The sequence below is a fragment of the Gilliamella sp. ESL0405 genome (genome assembly GCF_019469205.1).
Taxonomy (GTDB): Bacteria; Pseudomonadota; Gammaproteobacteria; order Enterobacterales; family Orbaceae; genus Gilliamella.
Window position 1 is genome coordinate 2,310,304 of record NZ_CP048265.1, and the last position, 21,600, is coordinate 2,331,903.

The window sequence follows — 21,600 nt, forward strand, 5'->3', positions numbered from 1 at the left end:
TGTTATGGCAAACCTACTTATCGGAGATATTCATGGTTGCTATGATGAGTTTATGCGCTTACTTGAAAAAGCTAAATTCTCATCATCTGATACATTGTGGCTTACTGGCGATCTTGTCGCCAGGGGTCCAAAATCATTACAAGTGCTTAGATTTGTAAAAGAAAATATCAATCAAATCAGATTAGTATTAGGCAATCACGACCTTCATTTGCTCTCGATTTATGCCCGTGTTACGCCGCCCAAAAAGAAAGATAATCTTGAAGAAATTATTCAAGCACCGGATTATGATGAATTGATGAATTGGCTGCGTAAGCAACCTCTTGTTCAAATAGATGATGAATTAAAATTGATTATGACCCATGCGGGGATCTCCCCACAATGGGACTTGCCAACCCTAAAAAAATGTGCGCATGACTTACATGTGATGCTGGCCAGTGATTCTTACCCGCTCTTTCTTGATAAAATGTATGGTAATTTCCCTGATGAATGGTCACCCCAATTACAAGGTTTAGACCGTTTACGTTATATCGCCAATGCATTAACTCGTATGCGTTTTTGCTATGAAGACGGCAGGCTGGATTTTTATTATAAAAAACCACCCGATCAAGTCCCTACAAAACTTAAACCTTGGTTTTTACTACCAAGTAAGATCCCGGCAGAATATAGTGTCGCTTTTGGTCATTGGGCAGCGTTAAATGGAAAAGGTACCCCGGAAAATATTTATGCCCTTGATACAGGATGTTGCTGGGGAGGAAAGTTGACATGCTTAAGATTTGAAGACAAAAAATATTTTAAAAAACGAAATAATGCGGCTAAAAATTAGAAAATCAAAACTTATAAGGACTATTTATTATGTCTGTACTTAACGTTATAAAATCAATTTGGAAAATCATTAATCTGATAAGAGAAATATTTCTCAATCTAATATTCTTAATCATTATTATTTTAATTTTCAGCGTCATTGCATTAATTAAAGAAGCACAAACTGAAGAGATTACTCCGCAACAAGGCGCTTTACTTGTCGATCTTGAAGGGGTAATTGTTGATAATACATTCTATAGCGATGAAATTTACGCCTTACAAAACAAAATTTATGGCAAAAAGGTGAATACGTCTCGCGAAAATAGTTTATTTGAATTAACCGAAAAAATAGCACAAGCAACAACTGACCCCAACATTGACAGTATAATTCTTAAACTGGATAATTTTGTGGGGACTGACATGAGTTCGCTTCAATATATTGGAAAATATTTATCCAAATTTAAAGCAGCTAACAAACCTATCTACGCTATTGGTTCTAACTTTAATCAGAGTCAATATTATTTAGCAAGTTATGCTGACAAAATCTATTTAACCCCTCTAGGGGCGGTGAATGTATATGGTTTATCCGCTAACAATTTATACTATAAAACGTTACTGGATAATTTAAAGGTTAACACTCATGTTTTCCGTGTTGGTACCTATAAATCAGCAATAGAACCATTTATTCGTAATGATATGTCGGATGAAGCAAAAAGCAATACCAGCCGTTGGCTTAATTTAATGTGGGATAACTACCTAGCTGATATCTCAACATTAAGAAAAAAAGCGGCTTCACAATTAGTGCCTGAGCCTGATGTTATGTTGTCGCAAATAAAAGCAGCTGGTGGCAGTATGACTAATTATGCTTTATCTAATGGCTTAATCGATAACATTGCAAGTTATTACGAGTTTGAGGGTGAAGTCGATAGCCAAGACACAGTAAGCATTTATGATTATAAACTTAAAAACAATCAACAACAGACAGCTAAAAAACCACGAATAGCCGTTGTATTTGTTAATGGTACGATTACTGATAGTGGCAATAGTAGTGGTGTTGCAGGTAGTCAAGATATTGTTGAACAACTCAGATATATTCGTCAAGATTTGAATAAAAACAACATACAAGCTGTCATTTTACGAGTAAATAGTCCGGGCGGTAGTGTCGATGCGTCAGAAGCGATTCGTAGTGAACTCGAAGCATTACAGGATTATGAAATTCCTATCGTTGTTTCAATGGGTGGCATGGCTGCTTCCGGAGGGTATTGGATCTCTACAGCGTCGAATTACATTGTCGCAAGCCCAAATACGATTACCGGCTCTATTGGTATTTTTGGTATTATCCCAACATTTGAAAACTCGTTATCACATATTGGTGTTTACAGCGACGGGGTATCAACATCACCTTTAGCTAACCAAAATATGGCTCAAAATCTTCCTGATGAATTAAATCAACTTATGCAACTCAATATCGATAATGGCTATAACTCATTTATTTCTTTGGTTGCTAAAGCACGAAATATGACAACCGAACAAGTCGATAAAATTGCTCAAGGACAAGTTTGGTTAGGTGTTGAAGCCAGCAAAAATGGACTAGTTGATAAATTAGGTGATTTTGATGATGCCGTTGAAATGGCAGCTACATTGGCGAATTTAACCGATTATGAAATAGATTGGCAAAAACCGGAAGGGAGCTGGTTTAGTGATTTCTATACAGGCTTAATAGCAATGTTACCTAAATCGACAGCAGAAGTAGTATTTGAACAATTGCCACAAGCTAAACAGCTACGAGAACAAATTTCTTTATGGGATAAGTTCCACGATACTCAAAACCGTTATATTTATTGTTTAAATTGTGCCGATGTGCGCTAATGGTTGTTTGAATATATCCACCCCTATTGGGTGGATATATTAGTCACGCTTTTCGGAAGATCGGAAAAAATAACGCATACTTTTCATCGCTTCTTGAATATAATGATAATTAGGTGTTTGATCCACCTCATTATTATGCACATCCATATAATGGCTTACACCAATGCGGTTGACAAAATAGATATTATCGGACGTTCGAACGGCATAAGAGCTGTAGTTTGACATCAATAGCCAATCACGATTGAGTATAGGACTAAACAGATCATATCCAGTTGAGTAATCACTGATATCATTTTTTACATGCAGATAATGCTTCATTAATGTTGGCACCACATCTTCATGACTCGTCAGTTTATTGGCGTTATTTTTAAGATTTTCCAGTTCATTAGCACCTATAATAATGAACGGCACCTTTGTTTGAGCATCGGTATAGTTACCGTTATGCCCCCAAAAACCCAGTTTATTATCATTCATTTCCTGCGAATGGTCACCGGTGATGATTATAAGTGTATCATCTAAAGTTCCCGACTTTTCTAATTCTTCATAGATGTTTTGCAATAAGAAATCAACATAATATACACTTTGTTTATAACGATTAAAAATAGGTAAAGGATCGGTCTCATTATTTAGCGTCATATAATTTAGATCGCCTATTGGTTTAAATTTAACCGGGAAGTCATCCGGAAAATCATAAGCATGTGGCGCATCATAAAATAAGAATGAAAAGCTTGGTTTAGATACATCACGATTTTTATACCAAGCCAACCAATCATCGGTAATTTGTTGGTCACGACTTGCGGCTGTCCCATCTTTACTACTAATTCTTAAGTTTTTAATTGTGACAAAAGCCGTTCTATCAAATTCAGGCGCAGTAATTTTAGCTGAGGTAAAAATGCCAATATTATATTTTTCTTTTTGCAATGTTGTGACAAATAATGACGGTATACTATTACGTAAAAATGCATCCCAATACGTACCAGCTATACCATAAAATAAGCCAAAAATACCGGTACGTGTCGCATTACCCGTTGAGTAATGATTATCAAAAATAACAGCTTTATGTTTTAACGCAAAACGATAACTATTTGGAGAAATAGTTTCATTGAACGTATCATACCGCCAGGAATCAAGCACAATAAACACAATGTTCTTCAATTTTTGATTTTCAGGATTGATAACCAGCGCCTTTTTGGGATAGCTGATGCTATCATGTTTGTTATCTATTTCGAAAATAACTTTACGCTGACCTTGCTTATCAAAAAAGCCCATTATTTTTTTGGAAGTAAATGGACGATACAACGGAATATACTCTTTTACCACCATAATTGGAGAATAAGCATAATAAAAAGCTACCATATGAACAAGATGGCTAATAATTAATGAACTCGATAGGAAAAGAGTAAAAAACAAAACGACTTTCGATCGCCTTTTTTGGCGTGTTGTTTTTTTATCAAGCAAGTAAAGAAGAAAGTATTCAAGACTAAAAGAGACAATGATCAAGCTAAACATCAGCAAGTAAGTAACTAATGAAAAATCGACAACCTGACCAGAAAACACCATAGATAATACCGACTCATTGACATGAAATCGGTATTGCTCAAAGACAATAGTATCAATGTATAACCCTATCTGAAACAGACCAAACAATATAGCAAGTAGGATATTTGCAAAAAATTTCTTTAACTTAACTAAAGGCAGGCAAATAATGAAAAGTAACAGGTAGGCTAAGAAAAAATGACCAAATACGGCAAATATTGAAAAAACGCTACTTATTACGGAAAGTGATGCTCCCGGCACTAAAAAAAACCGAACGGAAATCAGCGATGAAATAAATACATTTATTAAAACAAAACAATAGAGTTTTTTCATTATTATTCTCTAATAGAGAGAGCGGCAATGGATATATCATAAAATGATATAATATTTTATATTGAAACATAGTGCTTTTCTGAAACTTTTTAACAAAATAACACTATATTGTGATGATGCTTAAATAATTAATAAAAAGGGCTCATAAAAAGAGCCCTTCAAGTCATTTATAAATCAATTTATCGTCTATCAGCAAAGATTCTTAATAGCAAAATAAATAAATTGATAAAATCAAGATATAGCGATAACGCACCTAAAATAACATAGCGTCTAAATACATTTGCATCATCCTGTGATAGATGTTCGCCAAACTCTTTTAACTTTTGGGTGTCATATGCAGTTAAACCAGCAAAAATAAATACGCCAATATAGGTAATTGCCCACATTAATGCCTGGTTACCCATAAAGAAATTAACAATAGAGGCAATAATAATTCCAATTAACCCCATATATAAAAAACTACCCCAACTCGTTAAGTCACGTTTAGTGGTATAACCGTAAAAAGCTAAAGCAGCAAACATTCCTGCTGTAATAAAAAATACACTTGCAATAGAAGAGTGTGTATAACAAATAAAAATCGAACTTAATGTTATACCATTTAATACTGAATATAGCATAAATAGGGTCGTGGCGGTTTTTCCTGAAAAACGATCAATCATAGGTGATAAGCAAAATACTATGGCCAATTCTGCAACTATTAACGCTATAGATAAAAATGAAAGAGAGACTTGCCCTCGGCTATTAATATCAAATAGTAGATTTAATAAAGATGAATTGGCTGTATACCAACTAACTAAACCAGTTAATAATATACCTACTGCCATCCAACCATATACATGACTCAAATATGTTTGTATTTTGCTATTTGATTTTTCAATAATTGAGCCATTTGGCGTAAAACTTGTCATTTTTACCTCTCATCAAAAAATTAGACAATTCGTAACTATTATATAGTAAATAGTTATTAATACCATTTTTTCAACAATTCTGTATCAGATTTTTTAACTTCAACCCATTTTTCACCATTAATCGTTCGCTCTTTCTTCCAAAAAGGCGCTTGATTTTTTAATATATCCATGATGAATTCAGCCGCGGCAAAGGCATCTGAACGATGCGAACAACTCACACCAACAAATACAATTTTTTCATTAGTTTTGATATCGCCAACCCGATGAATAACGGCAACCTTGCCAAGTTGCCATTTACTGCGTGCTTGAGCAATAATATTGGTTAATACCTTTTCGGTCATACCAGCGTAGTGCTCTAAATAAAGCCCAATTGTCGGTTGTTCTAAACAACGAACTTTACCCATAAATGTCACTACCGCACCGTCTTGGGAGCGCTCACTAAGCCAATCGATATATCTTTCGACATCAATAGAATCTTGACTAACTTCAATAATGTTCATCAAGTTAACCTCCTGTCACGGGTGGAAAAAATGCCACCTCATCACCCGGTTGAATAAGATAATTAAAATCAACCAGTGATTGGTTAACCGCACAAAGCACCACTTTTTCTTTTAATGCTAAAGACCATTTATCACCCCGTTTGCTTAGTTGTTCAAGAAGATCTGCAACCGTTAGTTGTTGAGCATCTAAAAGAAGGGAATCAGTATCAATTAACTCTCTAATTTGAGCAAAAAACATAATTTTATTCATTTTGTCACAACTATTATTTATTTAGCAGAATAATCACCCGATTTACCACCGACTTTGGTCAGCAATCTTACTTGTGTAATAACCATATCTTTTTGAACCGCTTTACACATATCATATATTGTTAATGCCGCTACCGATGCGGCAACTAAGGCTTCCATTTCAACACCGGTTTGCCCATTTAACCGACATAGGGACTTAACCCTTACACAATGGTTATCAATGTCTGCTGTGATATCCACCTCTATTTTACTCAAAAGTAGTGGATGACATAGGGGAATAAGTTCCGAAGTTTTTTTTGCGGCTTGAATGCCGGCAATTCTCGCTGTTGCAAACACATCACCCTTATGATGTTTACCTTCAAGAATCATGTTAAGTGTTTGAGCATTCATTAATACCAATGATTCAGCACTTGCTTCACGAGTGGTAATTTGTTTATCTGAAACATCTACCATGTGCGCATCACCATGTTGATTAATATGCGTGAATGAATCTGACATCTTAAGTTCCTATGAAAAATGATAATTTATTTTCAATATTCAAGATAACAAATTTTGCATTGGGATACTACCGCCAGTCAATAAAGTTATGCAATGTAATTAACCTTGAAGATTGAGTTTAACAAAACCAATTTTCAAAGCTCAATCTATCTAAAAATACCACAATAATTAGGTAAGATTTTGCGAGTTAGTAAAAAACTGCGTACAATAGAGATAATATGTTAACTGCAATTGTGACCGTTTAATGCTTATTGCTCATATCGCTTTACCTGTTCCACTTTATCAACTTTATGATTACCGTTTAACACAACCTGCCGAAGTAGGCATGCGGGTAAAGGTGCCTTTTGGTAAACGTGATGCTATTGGCGTTATTGTTAGTATTGATCAACAAACCGATGTCCCAATTGAATGCCTAAAAGATATTAGTGAAATCATTGATAATCAGCCACTATTTACACCGGCTGTTTGGCAGCTGCTTAATTGGGCTGTAAGTTATTATCATTTTCCAATTGGTGAAGTCATATTTCACGCTATGCCTGTATTACTTAGACAAGGAAAACAAGCAAGCAAAGCTGAGATCAAACAGTGGCAATTAACCGAGCTTGGTAAGAATTGTGATTTGAAATCATTGTCTCGATCATATAAACAACAATTACTGTTAACTTCATTGAAAAACAATACGTTTTCTGAAAATGATTTCAGCGCCAATATTTTTCATCAATTAGAAAAGAAACAATTAATAAAACAAGTCAGTGTCACTCCTGATACAGTTGAATGGCAAAGTCATTTTTCAACCAATCCAACATCAATTAGACTAAACGAAGAACAAACCAAAGCCATAGCTTCGGTTAATCAACAAAATCAACAGTTTAACGTATTTCTACTAGAAGGTATAACCGGTTCAGGTAAAACCGAAGTCTATTTAAATATCCTTTCCGATATATTATCTGCTGGCAAACAAGCATTGATACTTGTGCCGGAAATAGGTTTAACACCCCAAACAATCAAACGTTTTAAACAGCGTTTTAATGCGCCAATAGATATTTTGCATTCCGGGCTAACCGATAAACAACGGTTTGAAGTCTGGCTTAGAAGCCGGTCTGGAGAAAACGCCATTGTTGTCGGCACTCGTTCTGCGCTTTTCACGCCATTTAAACATTTAGGCATGATTATTATTGATGAAGAGCATGATAATTCTTATAAGCAACAAGAAGGCTGGCGTTACCATGCCCGTGATCTAGCGATTATCCGGGCGAAAATTGAAAATATTCCCATTATATTAGGTTCAGCAACGCCATCACTTGAAACGTTAAATAATGCACAAAATCAAAAATATCAGTTATTACAGCTAACCCAAAGAGCTGGTGATGCTTCGCTTGCTCAACAATCTATTTTAGATATTCGTGGGTTAGTGCTTTGTGCTGGTCTATCTCAACCACTCATTGATCAGATAAAAAAACATCTATCAAACAACAATCAGGTCATGCTATTTTTAAATCGACGTGGTTTTTCACCGTCTATCATTTGTCATGATTGTGGATGGATTGCCGAATGCCCTCGCTGTGATATGCCTTATACTTATCACCAAAAACAGAATAAACTGATATGTCACTATTGTGATACACCAAGAGCCCTGCCTCATCAATGCCCAAAATGTGGGTCGACACATTTGATTCCAATTGGGTTTGGTACCGAACAACTTGAAAAGCAACTTGAAATTCTGTTTCCTAATATCAAAATTAGCCGTATTGACCGTGACACTGTGAGTAAAAAAGGCGCATTGGATAATTACTTAAAAGAAATACAACAAGGCGGCGCTCATATTCTAGTTGGCACACAAATTTTAGCGAAAGGTCACCATTTTCCCGATGTCACATTAGTCGGTATTGTCGATGTTGACGGTGCATTATTTTCCAGTGATTTTAGAGCGACAGAGCGGTTTGCTCAGATTTATACACAAGTATCAGGTAGAGCGGGTCGGGAAGCGAAAACCGGCGAGGTGATTTTACAAACTTATCATCCCGATCATCCTTTGCTTAATGTCTTACTGTCGAAAGGCTACCAAGAATTTGCTAAATTTACACTTCAAGAGCGCAGGCAGACACATTTACCACCTTTCAGTTATCAAGTTATGATAAGGGCTGCAGATCGCAATAATCACCATGCGCCAAATTTTTTACAACAAATCCATGATTGGTTAAAAAGTTTAGATGATCATCGCTTATGGCAACTAGGCCCAATGCCATCCAATCAACCCAAAAAAGCGGGGTATTATCGCTGGCAACTACTTTTACAACATACGCATCGCCAGCAATTACAACAAATTTTAGACCAATTAATCATATCTATCGACAAGTGGAGTGAGACATCTAAAGTCCGATGGAGCATAGATGTTGATCCTATAGATAATTAGTTGCAGGTAATATCCACCAATATTTATTGGTGGATAACACTTACTATAAGGTTATTTTTCCTGCATTTTTATCTAGTATTGCTTGCCCGATGCCAGAAACTTCCTTCAATTGTTCAATTGATACAAAAGGTCCAAATTTTTCCCGATATTCGACAATTTTTTGCGCTTTATTTGCGCCAATTCCATTTAATGCTTTTGTTAACTCTTCTGCTGTTGCAGTGTTAATATTGACTTGATCTAGCTGCTTTTGTTGTTGCTGTGCAGTAGCGGGAGAAGCAGATTGAGCATAACTAAAACCGGAAAAGGTAAAGCTTAATAATAAAAGACTTAAAATTGATAATAATTTCATATATTTAACCTCAAAAGTTGTTTAAAATAAATAGGCAAGTAAGTTTGCGCTATCACTATCTCACTTCATCAGTTAAAAATGTTTTATGACTTACAGAAATGCGAAAAGCCACCTAAGTGGCTTTTCATTTTTACTTAAATTACAGTAATTTTTCGAAATTCATCACAAATTAGAATCTGGCATGATTTCAATTTTCGCCTTGGAACGAATATCAGCTGTAAGATAATAATAAGTATTGTTAATAAATAACGGTGTTAATTCCGATGAAATATCTTGGCGCTCCGGCGTATCAACTTTGATTAGCGAGACAATATAAGCTTGATTTTTTTTGAAAATTTCAGCACCAAATTCATTTTTATTTTTCTGTGGCGGCTCTAATGAGAAAATCATATCAATGACAGCCGGCTCAAAATCGGTTGAATTTCGTGTTACAGTATAGCGTTGGCCAAATGAGACCTTATCTGAACGACCAGATTTTCTTAAATCATCTAATACATTATCCACTGTTGATTTAAAGCGATTATCTACAATTTCATTAACCATTTTTTGATGAATATCATCTTTGACTTCTTCAAATGGCGCTATACCTTCCGGACGATAATCAGTCACTTGAACAACAAATTCATACGTACCATAATTTCGTTCAACCGGAATTAACTCAGATATGTTATTTGTTGCATGATCATCAACAATCATTTCATTACTAAAAACAACATCCCTAACTTCAGGATGAGAAAGAATTGTGGACGGTTGATTATAGGAAGCCCAATCGGTGGTAAATACCTCAAGACCTGTCTCCTGTGCTATCTCTTCGATAGATTTAGGAGAATGACTTAAAGCTGTTTTGATTTTATCTTCAATAGCCTCAAAATCTTGTTGTACTTTTTGATTTATAAGTTTTTCATATATCTTAACTTTAGCGAAGTCAAAATCCATCACTTCTGATTTCTTCATACCATCAAGTTTGATAAAAACATAACCGCCGTCAGCTGCAATTGGCGAAGAAACTTGACCAATTTGTGTTAAATGAGCTTCTTTAAACACTTCTGGTAGTGAATCATCTTCAACAAGCCAACCAATAGAACCATTTTTACCATATGGCGAAACTTTATTATCTTGATTCATCTTTTTGGCAATCGTATCAAAATCGACAGAAGAAGCAAGATCACTCGCTATTTTATCTGCCTGTTCCTTATCGGTAACGTAAATTACACTATAGGCATTTTTAGCAGGATATGTATAGGTTTTGATCTCTTTTTCATATTCTTGTTTAACTTCATCATCACTCACTTTAACACTTTTTCTAACTGCCTCTAAAGTATTACGAATGAACTTAAGTTTTACGCGTTCTTTTTTGAAAAATTCTTTTGAGTGTTCATCATAATATTTTTGCTCATCTTCTGATGTTATGTTTATATCATCAACATTATCTATAGATGAATCAACTAATGTTGCGTAAACCGTACGAGTTTGATTTTTAAGTGAGGATATATCAGAATCAACAGGCAATACAAAACTGGTTTTAACTAACGCCTCGATAACTTGCTCTTGCTGTAATGCCGATCTCAAGACTTCTGCATAACTTTCCGGTGTGAATTTATTTTCAGCAAGTAAAGCTAAATATTTTTCTTTATCAAATTTACCGTTAGTAAAAAATACTTTTTGTTGCTGGATATATTTTTTAATATGTGAATTGCTAACAGCTGATTTAATTTTTTGCGAAAACTGATAAGCTAAGTAATTATCAATCTGTTTTGTTAGGACATTACGACGTACTGTTTTAATAAACGAACTATCGCCTAAAGAATTCGCTGTTGCCATTTTTGCTTCTGCTTCAAATTGTTCTCGGCTAATACCTTCACCATCAACTTTGGCAATGTATAGTTGCGCATCACTCGCACTATTACTACCAAAGCCTAAAAAACCAACGCCTGTAAAAATGAAGCTTACCATAATTATTGCAAAAATAATTTTAACAACAATATTGTTTGCAGCTGTTCGGATTGTCTCCATCATTGTTTAAGATTCTCCATATACCTAATGTTGAATCACGCAAGTATAGCATATTTAGCTAAATTCGCTATTGCCTGAGTGTGACGTATAAAAAAAAAGATCAACATAGTTATGTTGATCTTTTAAATAAAATTGAAATTTAATTTAAGCTGGTTGGTATTTCAACACTTGTTTTTACTTTTTTTAGCGCTTTTTTGGTAGGTTGTTTTAAAGCAACTTCTCCGGTAATAACTTCCATACCAAACGGATTATTCTGTAAAGCAATAGCAATCACTTCATCAATCCATTTGACCGGCCGAATGTCCAGTTCAGCTTTTACATTATCCGGAATTTCTTCCAGATCCTTCACATTATCTTTCGGAATTATTACCGTTTTAATTCCACCTCTATGAGCGGCTAACAGTTTTTCTTTTAAACCACCAATTGGTAGGACTTCGCCTCGTAATGTGATTTCACCTGTCATTGCGACATCAGAACGTACAGCATTCCCGGTTAATGTCGATATTAAAGAGGTACACATTGCAATGCCGGCACTAGGACCATCTTTTGGTGTGGCACCGTCCGGAACATGCACATGAATATCTCGTTTTTCATAAAAATCACTATTAATACCTAGCTTTTCCGCACGAGAGCGTACGACTGTTAAAGCTGTTTGGATAGATTCTTGCATGACATCACCAAGTGAGCCAGTATAAGTCAATTTACCTTTACCCGGTACACTTACCGACTCAATTGTAAGTAAATCACCACCAACTTCTGTCCAAGCCAAACCGATAACTTGCCCTATGCGGTTTTCATTATCTGTTTTACCATAGTCAAAACGTTGTATACCTAAATAATCTTTTAGATTATCTTGATTAACAGTCACTTTTTTCAATTTAGGATCTAATGCCAATTGTTTGACAACTTTACGGCAAATTTTGGCAATTTCTCGCTCTAAACTACGAACACCTGCTTCACGGGTGTAGTAACGGATAATTCCGATGATTGCAGAATCATCAATGCTTATTTCTTTCGCTTTTAAGCCGTTATTTTCGATCTGCTTAGTGATTAAATGTTGCTTCGCTATATTCAATTTTTCATCTTCGGTATAGCCAGAAAGCCGAATCACTTCCATTCTGTCTAATAATGGCGCAGGTATATTCATCGAATTTGCTGTAGCAACAAACATAACATCCGATAAATCATAATCAACTTCTAAATAATGATCACTAAATGCATTATTTTGTTCCGGATCAAGCACTTCTAATAATGCTGATGCAGGGTCGCCACGCATATCAGATGCCATTTTGTCAATTTCATCTAATAAAAATAATGGATTTTTAACGCCAACTTTTACCATACGTTGGATTAATTTACCCGGCATTGATCCAATATAAGTCCGTCTATGGCCACGAATTTCAGCCTCGTCACGCACGCCACCAAGTGCCATACGCACATATTGGCGACCGGTTGCTTTGGCAATAGACTGACCTAGTGATGTTTTACCAACACCCGGTGGTCCAACCAAACATAAAATAGGCCCTTTAACTTTATTAACTCGACCTTGTACGGCGAGATATTCTAAAATACGGTCTTTTACTCGCTCAAGCCCATAATGGTCTTTATCCAAAATCTTTTGCGCTGCACCAATATCTTTTTTAACTTTACTGCGCTTATGCCAAGGTACCTGTAACATCCAATCAATGTAACCACGAACTACCGTTGCTTCCGCCGACATTGCTGGCATCATTTTTAATTTATTAAGTTCAGCTAATGCTTTTTCGGTAGCCTCTTGAGGCATTTTAGCTTTAGTAATTTTTTCTTTTAACTCTTCATACTCATCAGGTTTATTATCGATATCACCTAATTCTTTATGAATGGCTTTAATCTGCTCATTAAGGTAATACTCTTTTTGAGCTTTTTCCATTTGCTGTTTAACACGTTGTCGAATATTTTTTTCAACTTGCAGTAAATCAATTTCTGCTTCCATTAACGAAATAAGCAGTTCAAAACGCTTTTCCAGATTCGTTGTAAACAAAATTTCCTGCTTTTGATCAACTTTTAAAAATAGCGTTGCTGCTATCGAATCGGCTAATTGTGATGGTTCTTTAATTAAGTGAATTGAATCGACAACTTCTTGTGTGACTTTTTTATTCAGCTTTGCATACTCATCAAAATTAGATAAAACAACTCGAATCATTGCTTGACTAACGTCATTGTTTCTTTTCGATTCCTTTGACGGTGCAATATTTGCAATTAAAAAATCATCTTCTTTACGTTCAACAATATCGACAATTTTTGCTCTATCTACGCCTTCAACCAGCACTTTTACCGTTCCGTCAGGCAATTGAAGCAGTTGTAAAATGTTCGCAATCGTACCCACTTTATATAAATCATTCACATCTGGTTCATCTTGAGAAGGATTTTTTTGCGTAACAAGAAAAACTTGCTTATCCATTTCCATTGCGCTTTCAAGGCAACGAATCGATTTATTTCGACCTACGAAGAGAGGAATTACCATGTGCGGAAAGACAACAACATCACGTAATGGCAAAATAGGCATAATTAATTGGTTAGTTTGTTTTGTTTTCATTTTATTCTCTCTACTAGTACAAACCCATTAAATAAATATGAGGGTCATTTTTAGATATTCAAGCCTATTTTTTCAGTTAAACATGCACTATTACTAAAACATGACAATATTTATGAGAGCTTTTATTTTTATATTAATATGGGGCAGTGCAATTTGCCATCTTACTACAGATGGCAAGGTAATTTATCAAGCAGAAAGTTCCGCATTTTGCCGATGAATTAACTTCGGTGCTTGATTTTCATCAACAGTATTTTTTCGAACAATAACTTTTTCAACATTATCCATTGATGGTAAATCATACATTGTGTCTAATAGTATATTTTCAACAATTGAGCGTAATCCTCTGGCACCGGTTTTACGCTGCATCGCTTTTATCGCTATAGCTTCAAGCGCTTGTTTGTCAAACTCTAATTGAACGCCATCAAGTTCAAACAATGCTTCGAATTGTTTAGTTAATGCATTTTTCGGTTCAGTTAAGATATTAATTAAAGCATCTTTATCAAGTTCAGATAACGTACCAATTACTGGTAATCGACCGATAAATTCAGGTATTAAACCAAATTTAACTAAATCCTCAGCTTCAATTTGCGCCAATAATTCAGATTCTGTGGCTTTATTTTTAGCGCTTTTTACATTAGCACCAAAACCAATTCCTGTATTAGTTGAAATACGGTTTTCAATCACTTTATTCAGACCACTAAATGCACCACCACAGATGAAAAGGATTTTAGAGGTATCAACCTGTAAAAACTCTTGTTGTGGCAGTTTTCGTCCACCTTTTGGTGGAACTGAAGCAATTGTGCCTTCAATAATTTTTAATAAAGCTTGCTGCACTCCCTCTCCCGAAACATCTCGAGTTATAGAAGGATTGTCCGATTTTCGTGAAATTTTATCGATTTCATCAACATAGATGATACCACGTTGAGCTTTTTCAACATCGTAATCACAATTTTGCAATAATTTTAGAATGATGTTTTCTACATCTTCGCCAACATAGCCCGCTTCAGTTAAGGTTGTGGCATCAGCCATTGCAAAAGGTACATCTAAGAATCTAGCCAAAGTTTCGGCTAATAATGTTTTACCACTTCCTGTAGGGCCAATTAATAAAATATTACTCTTACCTAACTCAACATTATTACGACTGGCATAATTGCGTAAGCGTTTATAGTGATTATATACTGCAACAGATAATACTTTTTTTGCTCGATCTTGACCTATTACATATTCATCAAGGTGTTGTCGAATTTCATGTGGGGTTGGTAATGGTTTTCCCATAAACTCTTCATGAGAAAGGAAGTTTTTTGACTCTTCTTTCAAAATATCATTACATAATCCAATGCATTCGTTGCAGATATAACTAGATGACGGTCCCGCAATGAGTTTATGAACTTCACGCTCACTTTTACCACAAAAAGTACAATAGTGTAATTTTTCTGAATTTTCATTATTCACTTTTATCACCTACCTAAATTTAAGATCGTTTATCATATATGGCATCAACTAATCCATATTCAACCGCTCTTTTTGCTGACATAAAATTATCACGATCTGTATCTTTTTCAATTACACTAATATCTTGCCCAGTATGGAATGCCAAAATATTATTTAATCGACTTTTAACTTGTAAAATTTCTTGAGCATGAATTTGGATATCAGAAGCTTGCCCTTGGAAACCACCTAAAGGCTGATGAATCATAACTCTAGCATTAGGTAAACAATAACGCTTGCCTTTTGCTCCAGCGGTTAAAAGCAAAGATCCCATAGAACAGGCTTGTCCTAAGCAGATTGTACTTACATCCGGTTTAATAAATTGCATTGTGTCATAAATTGCCATACCGGCCGTTACCACACCACCAGGAGAATTAATATATAAATAAATGTCTTTTTCGGGATTTTCAGCTTCTAGAAATAACATTTGAGCAATAATAAGATTAGCCATATTATCTTCAACCTGACCGGTCAAAAATATAACACGCTCTTTTAATAGTCGAGAGTAAATATCGTAAGCTCGTTCGCCACGAGAACTCTGCTCAACAACCATTGGAATAACACCCATGTATGGTTCTAAAGGCATTTTCAACTCCTAATTAAATAAAACAGCCCAAACAATTAATCCTTATTTGGGCTTTAATAACAATATTTTGATTAATTAAAACAGCGAGTGAACTAAGATGCTTGCTGGTTCATTAATTCAGAAAACGAATAGTTTTTATCTGTTACTTTAGCACTCTCTAATAAAAGATCGACAACTTGATCTTCTAACGCAACAGACCGAATATTATCCATTGCTTTTTTATCGTTACGATAATATTCAGAAACTTCATTCGGGTCTTCGTATGCAGTTGCAATGTCATCAATTAATGATTGAACACGTGCATCATCGGCTTTAAGTTTATTGCTTTCAATGATTTCACTAAATAATAAACCAACTGATACCCGACGTTTAGCTTCTGCTTCAAATAACTCTTTAGGAAGATCCATAGATTGCTTCACATTACCGCCAAAGCGTGACACGGCTTGCTGACGTAATACATCAACTTCACGGTCAACTAACGTTGAAGGAATATCGATTTCGTTGTTTTTAATTAGACCGTCGATAACTTGCGCTTTAATTTTATTACGAATAGTTGCTTTAAGTTCACGAGCCATATTTTTACGAACTTCGTTACGTAAGCTGTCAATTGTACCGTCTGCAATACCAAATCTTTTAATGACTTCTTCAGTCAATTCCGGAAGTTCTAACTCTTCTACTTTTTTCAACGTTGCTGCAAATACTGCTGGTTTACCTTTTAAATTCTCAGCATGGTAATCTTCCGGGAAGGTAACGTTAATATCAAACTGATCTGAAGCTTTGTGCCCGATAATAGCATCTTCAAAACCAGGAATCATTCGACCTTGACCTAACACTAAAACAAAATCGTTAGCTTTGCCGCCTTCGAATTCTTCGCCATCTACTTTACCAACAAAATCCAATGTTACTCGATATTGTTCTTTAGCTGGTTCATTAACTTCTTTCCAAGTGCCTTGTTGTTTACGTAATGTTTCAATCATAGTATCAACATCGGCATCAACAACTTCAGCAACTGGTTTCTCAACTTCGATTTTATCTAAATCTTTAACTTTTAATTCAGGATAAACTTCAAACTCAACAGTAAAAGTGTAATCTTCTCCATTTTTATATTCTTTTGGAGTATAAACAGGTGCACCTGCCGGGTTTAATTTTTCTTGAATAATTGCTTCAACGAAATTTCGTTGCATTAAATCACTTAATGCATCTTGTAAAATAGAAGCGCCATAACGTTGTTCAACAATTTTTAAAGGTACTTTTCCTTTACGGAAACCATCAATACGCACTTTTTTGGCGGTATTAATAAGCTCTTTATCAACCGCTTTTGTAATGTCTTCTGATTTAATTGTAATTGATAAACGACGACCTAAACCTTGTGTTGTTTCAACCGAAACTTGCATCTTTATACCTCGAAATTATTGAATAATATCTGCTCGTAATTATTTTAGAATGATAATTGAGCTAAAAAAATTTATAAAATAGGCAAGCATTATACTCACCGTTAACGCCTACGTCGAGACATTTAATAGTTTCTTCTCAAGCGCCTTCAAGCGTTTATTCATTTGATCAATATGTAATACTAACGAAGCCGTTTTTCGCCATACTTTATTTTCTTGCAGTGGAATACCTGAAGAGTAAACACCCGGCTCTGTTATCGGTCGCATTACCATTCCCATACCGGTCACAGTAACTTGATCACATATTTCCATATGCCCGTTAATCACACTCGCTCCACCGATTAAGCAATGGCGGCCAATGGTTAGACTACCGGCCATAATAACACCACCAGCAACTGCTGTATGGTCACCAATGATATCGTTGTGAGCAATTTGACATTGATTATCGATAATAACCCCATTACCGATAATGGTGTCATCTAATGCCCCGCGATCGATAGTTGTCGATGCACCAATTTCAACATCGTTGCCAATCACAACTCGACCTAATTGAGGTATTTTAATCCATTTACCTTTATCATTAGCATAGCCAAATCCATCAGCACCAATTACTGTAGAGGATTGAATCAGGCAGTTATCACCTATTACACAGTTATGATAAACGGTGACATTAGCCCATAATTTTGTATTGGCACCAATTACAGTATTTTTACCAATAAAACAACCCGCACCAATAATACAATTATCGCCTAGCACCACACCGCTTTCGATAACTGCATTTGCACCAATAGAAACATTGCGACCTAACTTAGCCGTAGAATCAATAACAGCCGATACAGCTATATCTTCAGCCGGCTTGGGCGTGGTATCAAGAAGTTGAGCTAATTTTGCATAAGTAAGATAAGGATTTTTTACAACCAGTGCAGCGCCGTGCCAATGGTTAAGACTGTCTTCAGTCATGACAACAGCAGAAGCGTTACATTGTGATAATTGATTTTGTAATTTTTTATCAGACAAAAAAGTAATTTGTCCGGGTGCGGCACTTTTCATTGATGCAATACCAGTGATGGTTAAATTACCATCACCATGTAACGTTGCATCAAGTTGCTTAGCTAGTTGCTCTAAACGAAAAGCAAACATTATTTTTTAACCTTTTCCAATACTTTATCTGTAATATCAACAGCATCTGAAGCAGATAATGTCGCTTCAGCTTTTAATACAAGATCGTATTTTTCTGTTTCAACAATCTCTTTGACGGCATCTTGAATTTTTTTCAACAATTTGTTAGCTTCTTCAGCTTCAACTTTACGATACTCTTCAGTAAATGCTTTAGCTTTATTTTCAAAATCAGAAACAACTTTGTTTAGTTTTGTTTTTTCAGAAGCTGACAATGTTAAACCGTCTTTTTTAAGACGTGCTAATGCATCATTAGCTTTCTTTTCTTCTTCCGCTAATGCCTTGGCTCTTGATTCAAATTTCTTGTTCAGATCATTGCTAACTTGTTCACGTTGTGGCATTTTTTGCAAGACAGTCATTACATCAATTACGCCAATTTTAATTTCAGCATTTGCCATACCAGTAAAGAGTAATGCAAAACTAATCCCCAAAATACTAATAATTTTTTTCACTTTTTTCACCTATGTGTATTTTATTTACTTATAACATGGAATTACCATGTTGAACCTATATTAAATTGAAATTGTTGTGCTGAATCACCATTATATTTCTTCAATGGTTGAGCATATGAGAACACCAATGGCCCTAATGGAGACATCCACTGAACAGCAACACCTGCTGACATTCTAATATCAGAAGGAGAACTATAGTCAGGGAGATTACGTCCTTTCAAGTCCCATTGAGTATCCCACACAGTGCCGGCATCAAAGAAAACTGATGTTCTTAAACTATCCGAATACTTCTCGCCTGCAAATGGTGTCGGCACAATTAATTCCGTACTTAAAAATGCAATCGCATTACCGCCTACGGCATCTTTTGAGCTTTCACACCCTTTGGTATCACCTAAATTACGACAACCATTGCGATTCAAGTAAACAGCTTTAGGACCAACTGTATTGGACTTAAATCCACGTAAAACGGTTGAACCACCAGCATAGAAGTTTTCGTAGAATGGTAACTCTTTACCACCGAATCCACCACCATAACCTAATCGACCACGAGTTAAAAATATCCAATTATGATCATTATCAAGTGGATAATAGTAAGATGCATCACTTATGAATTTATAGAATCGGTTGTCGAAAACTGGCACAGTCACTTTAGCACTTGCCGTCATTTTCAAACCTTCCGTAGGGAAAAAGCCACGATCTAATGAATTATATGTCCAATAAGCATTTAATAATAAATCGTTGGTATCAAAAGATAATGAATTTTTATCTTTGGTTTTTTCGCCCATTTTATCGAAATAACGCCACATACCATACTGAGGTCTCATATCAGATAATTTATGGTTAGCATATTCTGTACCAAAGCGAAGGAAATTATTTTCACTGATTGGAAAACCTAAGTTTGCTGAAGCGCCCCAGGTTTTACTTGAATATTCAGATTCATCATCATCATCATCGGCTTTATAAGTGTTATAATAAACACTTCCACCTAAGCTAACGCCATCGATAGTAAAGAATGGATCAACAATAGATAATGATGCTGTTTTATCACTACTGGTGGTATTTATATCGAATGAAACGCTATTACCTGTTCCTAACCAGTTGTCTTGAGTGATCCCGGCATTAAAACTAATACCACTGTCTGAACCAATACCGACACCTAATTTGATACTACCGGTATTACGCTCCGAGACTTTATAAATGACATCTACTTGATCATCGATGCCTGGTACACGTTCAGTACTTGCTTCAACACTATCGAAAAAGCCTAAACGATTTAACCGATCTTTACCCAGTTCAACTAAACCATTACTTAACCAAGAACCTTCCATTTGGCGCAGTTCTCGCCGAATTACCGTTTCGCTCGATATGTTGTTTCCGCTAATTTTAATATTACGCACATAATAACGTTGACCAACATCAACCATAACGATTAAATTAACAGTATGGTTCTCATCATTTATTTCCGGTTGAATAGAAACATGAGGATAAGCGTAACCAAAGTTAGCAAGTAAGCGTTTTATACTATCTTCAATTTCAGTGATTTTTTTACCATTATACAGTTCACCGATTGATACCTTATCTTGCGCTATTTTGGCAATCGCATCTTTGTGACCGGCAAAATTACCCTTAAAATCCAATTCGGATAGTTTATATTGTTCACCTTCATGAATATTTATGGTAACGTAAATGCCTTTTTTATCCGGCGTTAAACTGACTTGAGTCGATTCAATATTAAAACGTGCATAACCACGATTTAAATAAAAACTTTGTAATTCATCTAAATCAGATGCTAATTTTTGTTTTTGATATTTGCGATCACCAAGCATGTTCCACCAAGGTACTTCATCTCTTAAAGAGAAACGTGAAATTAACTCTTCAGATGAGAAAGCTTTGGCGCCAACAATATTAATTTGATCAATCAAAGCTGATTTGCCTTCAGCAATCTCTAGCTTTAAATCAACGCGATTACGAGATAACGGTGTGACAACAGCTTTAATTCGGGCATTATATTTACCCACACTGTAATAAAAATCTTCTAGCCCTTTTTCGATAGCTGATAGCATTGTACGATCTAATGCATCCCCTTCCCGAATTCCTGTGCTATCAAGATTTTTCTTGAGCATGTCATCTTTAACAGATTTGTTACCCACGAATGTTATACTTGAAATTGTTGGACGCTCTTCAACAGTAATAATTAATCTATCTCCATCACGAGATACAGTAATATTGTCGAAGTTACCACTTGAGTAAAGTGACTTGATAATATGCCCTAAATCGGATTCGTTAACATAGTCACCAATTTGGATTGGCATTTCAAGCATTGCAGCGCCTACAGTAACACGCTGTAATCCTTCAAATTTAATATCTTTTACAACAAAATCATCCATACAAAATGCATTGGAACTATACACAGCTGTTGTACTAAACAGCAAAGATGCTATAAGTAATTTATTTATTTTCATC

Annotated in this window: 17 protein-coding genes; 3 read left to right on the forward strand and 14 right to left on the reverse strand. The window is 35.4% G+C overall.

The window, feature by feature from the left end:
- Positions 1 to 4 precede the first annotated feature (4 nt).
- Complete coding sequence (apaH, locus tag GYM74_RS10055) at positions 5 to 823, forward strand: bis(5'-nucleosyl)-tetraphosphatase (symmetrical) ApaH (RefSeq protein WP_220218081.1); 819 nt, start codon at positions 5 to 7, stop codon at positions 821 to 823.
- A gap of 29 nt (positions 824 to 852) precedes the next feature.
- Positions 853 to 2,670: a signal peptide peptidase SppA gene (sppA, locus tag GYM74_RS10060; RefSeq protein ID WP_220218082.1), complete on the forward strand. Its 1,818-nt coding sequence runs from the start codon at positions 853 to 855 to the stop codon at positions 2,668 to 2,670.
- Positions 2,671 to 2,709: 39 nt separating this feature from the next.
- On the opposite strand, the gene GYM74_RS10065 is transcribed toward sppA, so the two are convergent.
- From GYM74_RS10065 to moaC, 5 genes are all read right to left on the reverse strand, one after another.
- Positions 2,710 to 4,539 carry a sulfatase-like hydrolase/transferase gene (locus GYM74_RS10065; RefSeq protein ID WP_220218083.1) on the reverse strand — a complete coding sequence of 610 codons (1,830 nt, stop codon included), beginning with the start codon at positions 4,537 to 4,539 and terminating at the stop codon, positions 2,710 to 2,712.
- A 179-nt stretch (positions 4,540 to 4,718) separates the two neighbouring features.
- On the reverse strand, positions 4,719 to 5,447 hold the full coding sequence (locus tag GYM74_RS10070; protein WP_220218084.1) for a Bax inhibitor-1/YccA family protein: 729 nt from the start codon (positions 5,445 to 5,447) through the stop codon (positions 4,719 to 4,721).
- Between the two features lie 56 nt (positions 5,448 to 5,503).
- A complete protein-coding gene (gene moaE, locus GYM74_RS10075; protein WP_220218085.1) occupies positions 5,504 to 5,947 on the reverse strand; it encodes a molybdopterin synthase catalytic subunit MoaE in 444 nt (147 codons plus the stop codon).
- Between the two features lie 4 nt (positions 5,948 to 5,951).
- A complete protein-coding gene (gene moaD / locus GYM74_RS10080; RefSeq protein ID WP_220218086.1) occupies positions 5,952 to 6,197 on the reverse strand; it encodes a molybdopterin synthase sulfur carrier subunit in 246 nt (81 codons plus the stop codon).
- A 17-nt stretch (positions 6,198 to 6,214) separates the two neighbouring features.
- The gene (gene moaC / locus GYM74_RS10085) at positions 6,215 to 6,694 is read right to left on the reverse strand and encodes a cyclic pyranopterin monophosphate synthase MoaC (RefSeq protein WP_220218087.1); all 480 of its coding nucleotides are present in this window, start codon (positions 6,692 to 6,694) and stop codon (positions 6,215 to 6,217) included.
- A gap of 244 nt (positions 6,695 to 6,938) precedes the next feature.
- Here moaC and priA point away from each other — a divergent pair, with 244 nt between their 5' ends.
- On the forward strand, positions 6,939 to 9,107 hold the full coding sequence (priA, locus tag GYM74_RS10090; protein ID WP_220218088.1) for a primosomal protein N': 2,169 nt from the start codon (positions 6,939 to 6,941) through the stop codon (positions 9,105 to 9,107).
- A gap of 43 nt (positions 9,108 to 9,150) precedes the next feature.
- Here the strand turns inward: priA and GYM74_RS10095 are convergent, their stop codons facing one another.
- From GYM74_RS10095 to bamA, 9 genes are all read right to left on the reverse strand, one after another.
- Entirely contained in the window at positions 9,151 to 9,456 is a 306-nt protein-coding gene (locus GYM74_RS10095; RefSeq protein ID WP_220218089.1) for a helix-hairpin-helix domain-containing protein, read from the reverse strand.
- A gap of 162 nt (positions 9,457 to 9,618) precedes the next feature.
- Positions 9,619 to 11,472: a SurA N-terminal domain-containing protein gene (locus GYM74_RS10100; RefSeq protein WP_220218090.1), complete on the reverse strand. Its 1,854-nt coding sequence runs from the start codon at positions 11,470 to 11,472 to the stop codon at positions 9,619 to 9,621.
- A 136-nt stretch (positions 11,473 to 11,608) separates the two neighbouring features.
- Entirely contained in the window at positions 11,609 to 14,044 is a 2,436-nt protein-coding gene (lon, locus tag GYM74_RS10105) for an endopeptidase La (protein ID WP_220218091.1), read from the reverse strand.
- Between the two features lie 186 nt (positions 14,045 to 14,230).
- Complete coding sequence (gene clpX, locus GYM74_RS10110) at positions 14,231 to 15,505, reverse strand: ATP-dependent protease ATP-binding subunit ClpX (protein ID WP_220218092.1); 1,275 nt, start codon at positions 15,503 to 15,505, stop codon at positions 14,231 to 14,233.
- Between the two features lie 10 nt (positions 15,506 to 15,515).
- Positions 15,516 to 16,118 carry an ATP-dependent Clp endopeptidase proteolytic subunit ClpP gene (gene clpP, locus GYM74_RS10115; RefSeq protein WP_305054780.1) on the reverse strand — a complete coding sequence of 201 codons (603 nt, stop codon included), beginning with the start codon at positions 16,116 to 16,118 and terminating at the stop codon, positions 15,516 to 15,518.
- Between the two features lie 92 nt (positions 16,119 to 16,210).
- The gene (gene tig / locus GYM74_RS10120) at positions 16,211 to 17,512 is read right to left on the reverse strand and encodes a trigger factor (protein WP_220218093.1); all 1,302 of its coding nucleotides are present in this window, start codon (positions 17,510 to 17,512) and stop codon (positions 16,211 to 16,213) included.
- Positions 17,513 to 17,620: 108 nt separating this feature from the next.
- Complete coding sequence (gene lpxD / locus GYM74_RS10125) at positions 17,621 to 18,649, reverse strand: UDP-3-O-(3-hydroxymyristoyl)glucosamine N-acyltransferase (RefSeq protein ID WP_220218094.1); 1,029 nt, start codon at positions 18,647 to 18,649, stop codon at positions 17,621 to 17,623.
- Positions 18,649 to 19,137 carry an OmpH family outer membrane protein gene (locus GYM74_RS10130; protein WP_220218095.1) on the reverse strand — a complete coding sequence of 163 codons (489 nt, stop codon included), beginning with the start codon at positions 19,135 to 19,137 and terminating at the stop codon, positions 18,649 to 18,651. The genes lpxD and GYM74_RS10130 overlap by 1 nt, the downstream gene beginning before the upstream one ends.
- A gap of 41 nt (positions 19,138 to 19,178) precedes the next feature.
- Positions 19,179 to 21,599: an outer membrane protein assembly factor BamA gene (gene bamA / locus GYM74_RS10135; protein ID WP_220218096.1), complete on the reverse strand. Its 2,421-nt coding sequence runs from the start codon at positions 21,597 to 21,599 to the stop codon at positions 19,179 to 19,181.
- Position 21,600: the final 1 nt, after the last annotated feature.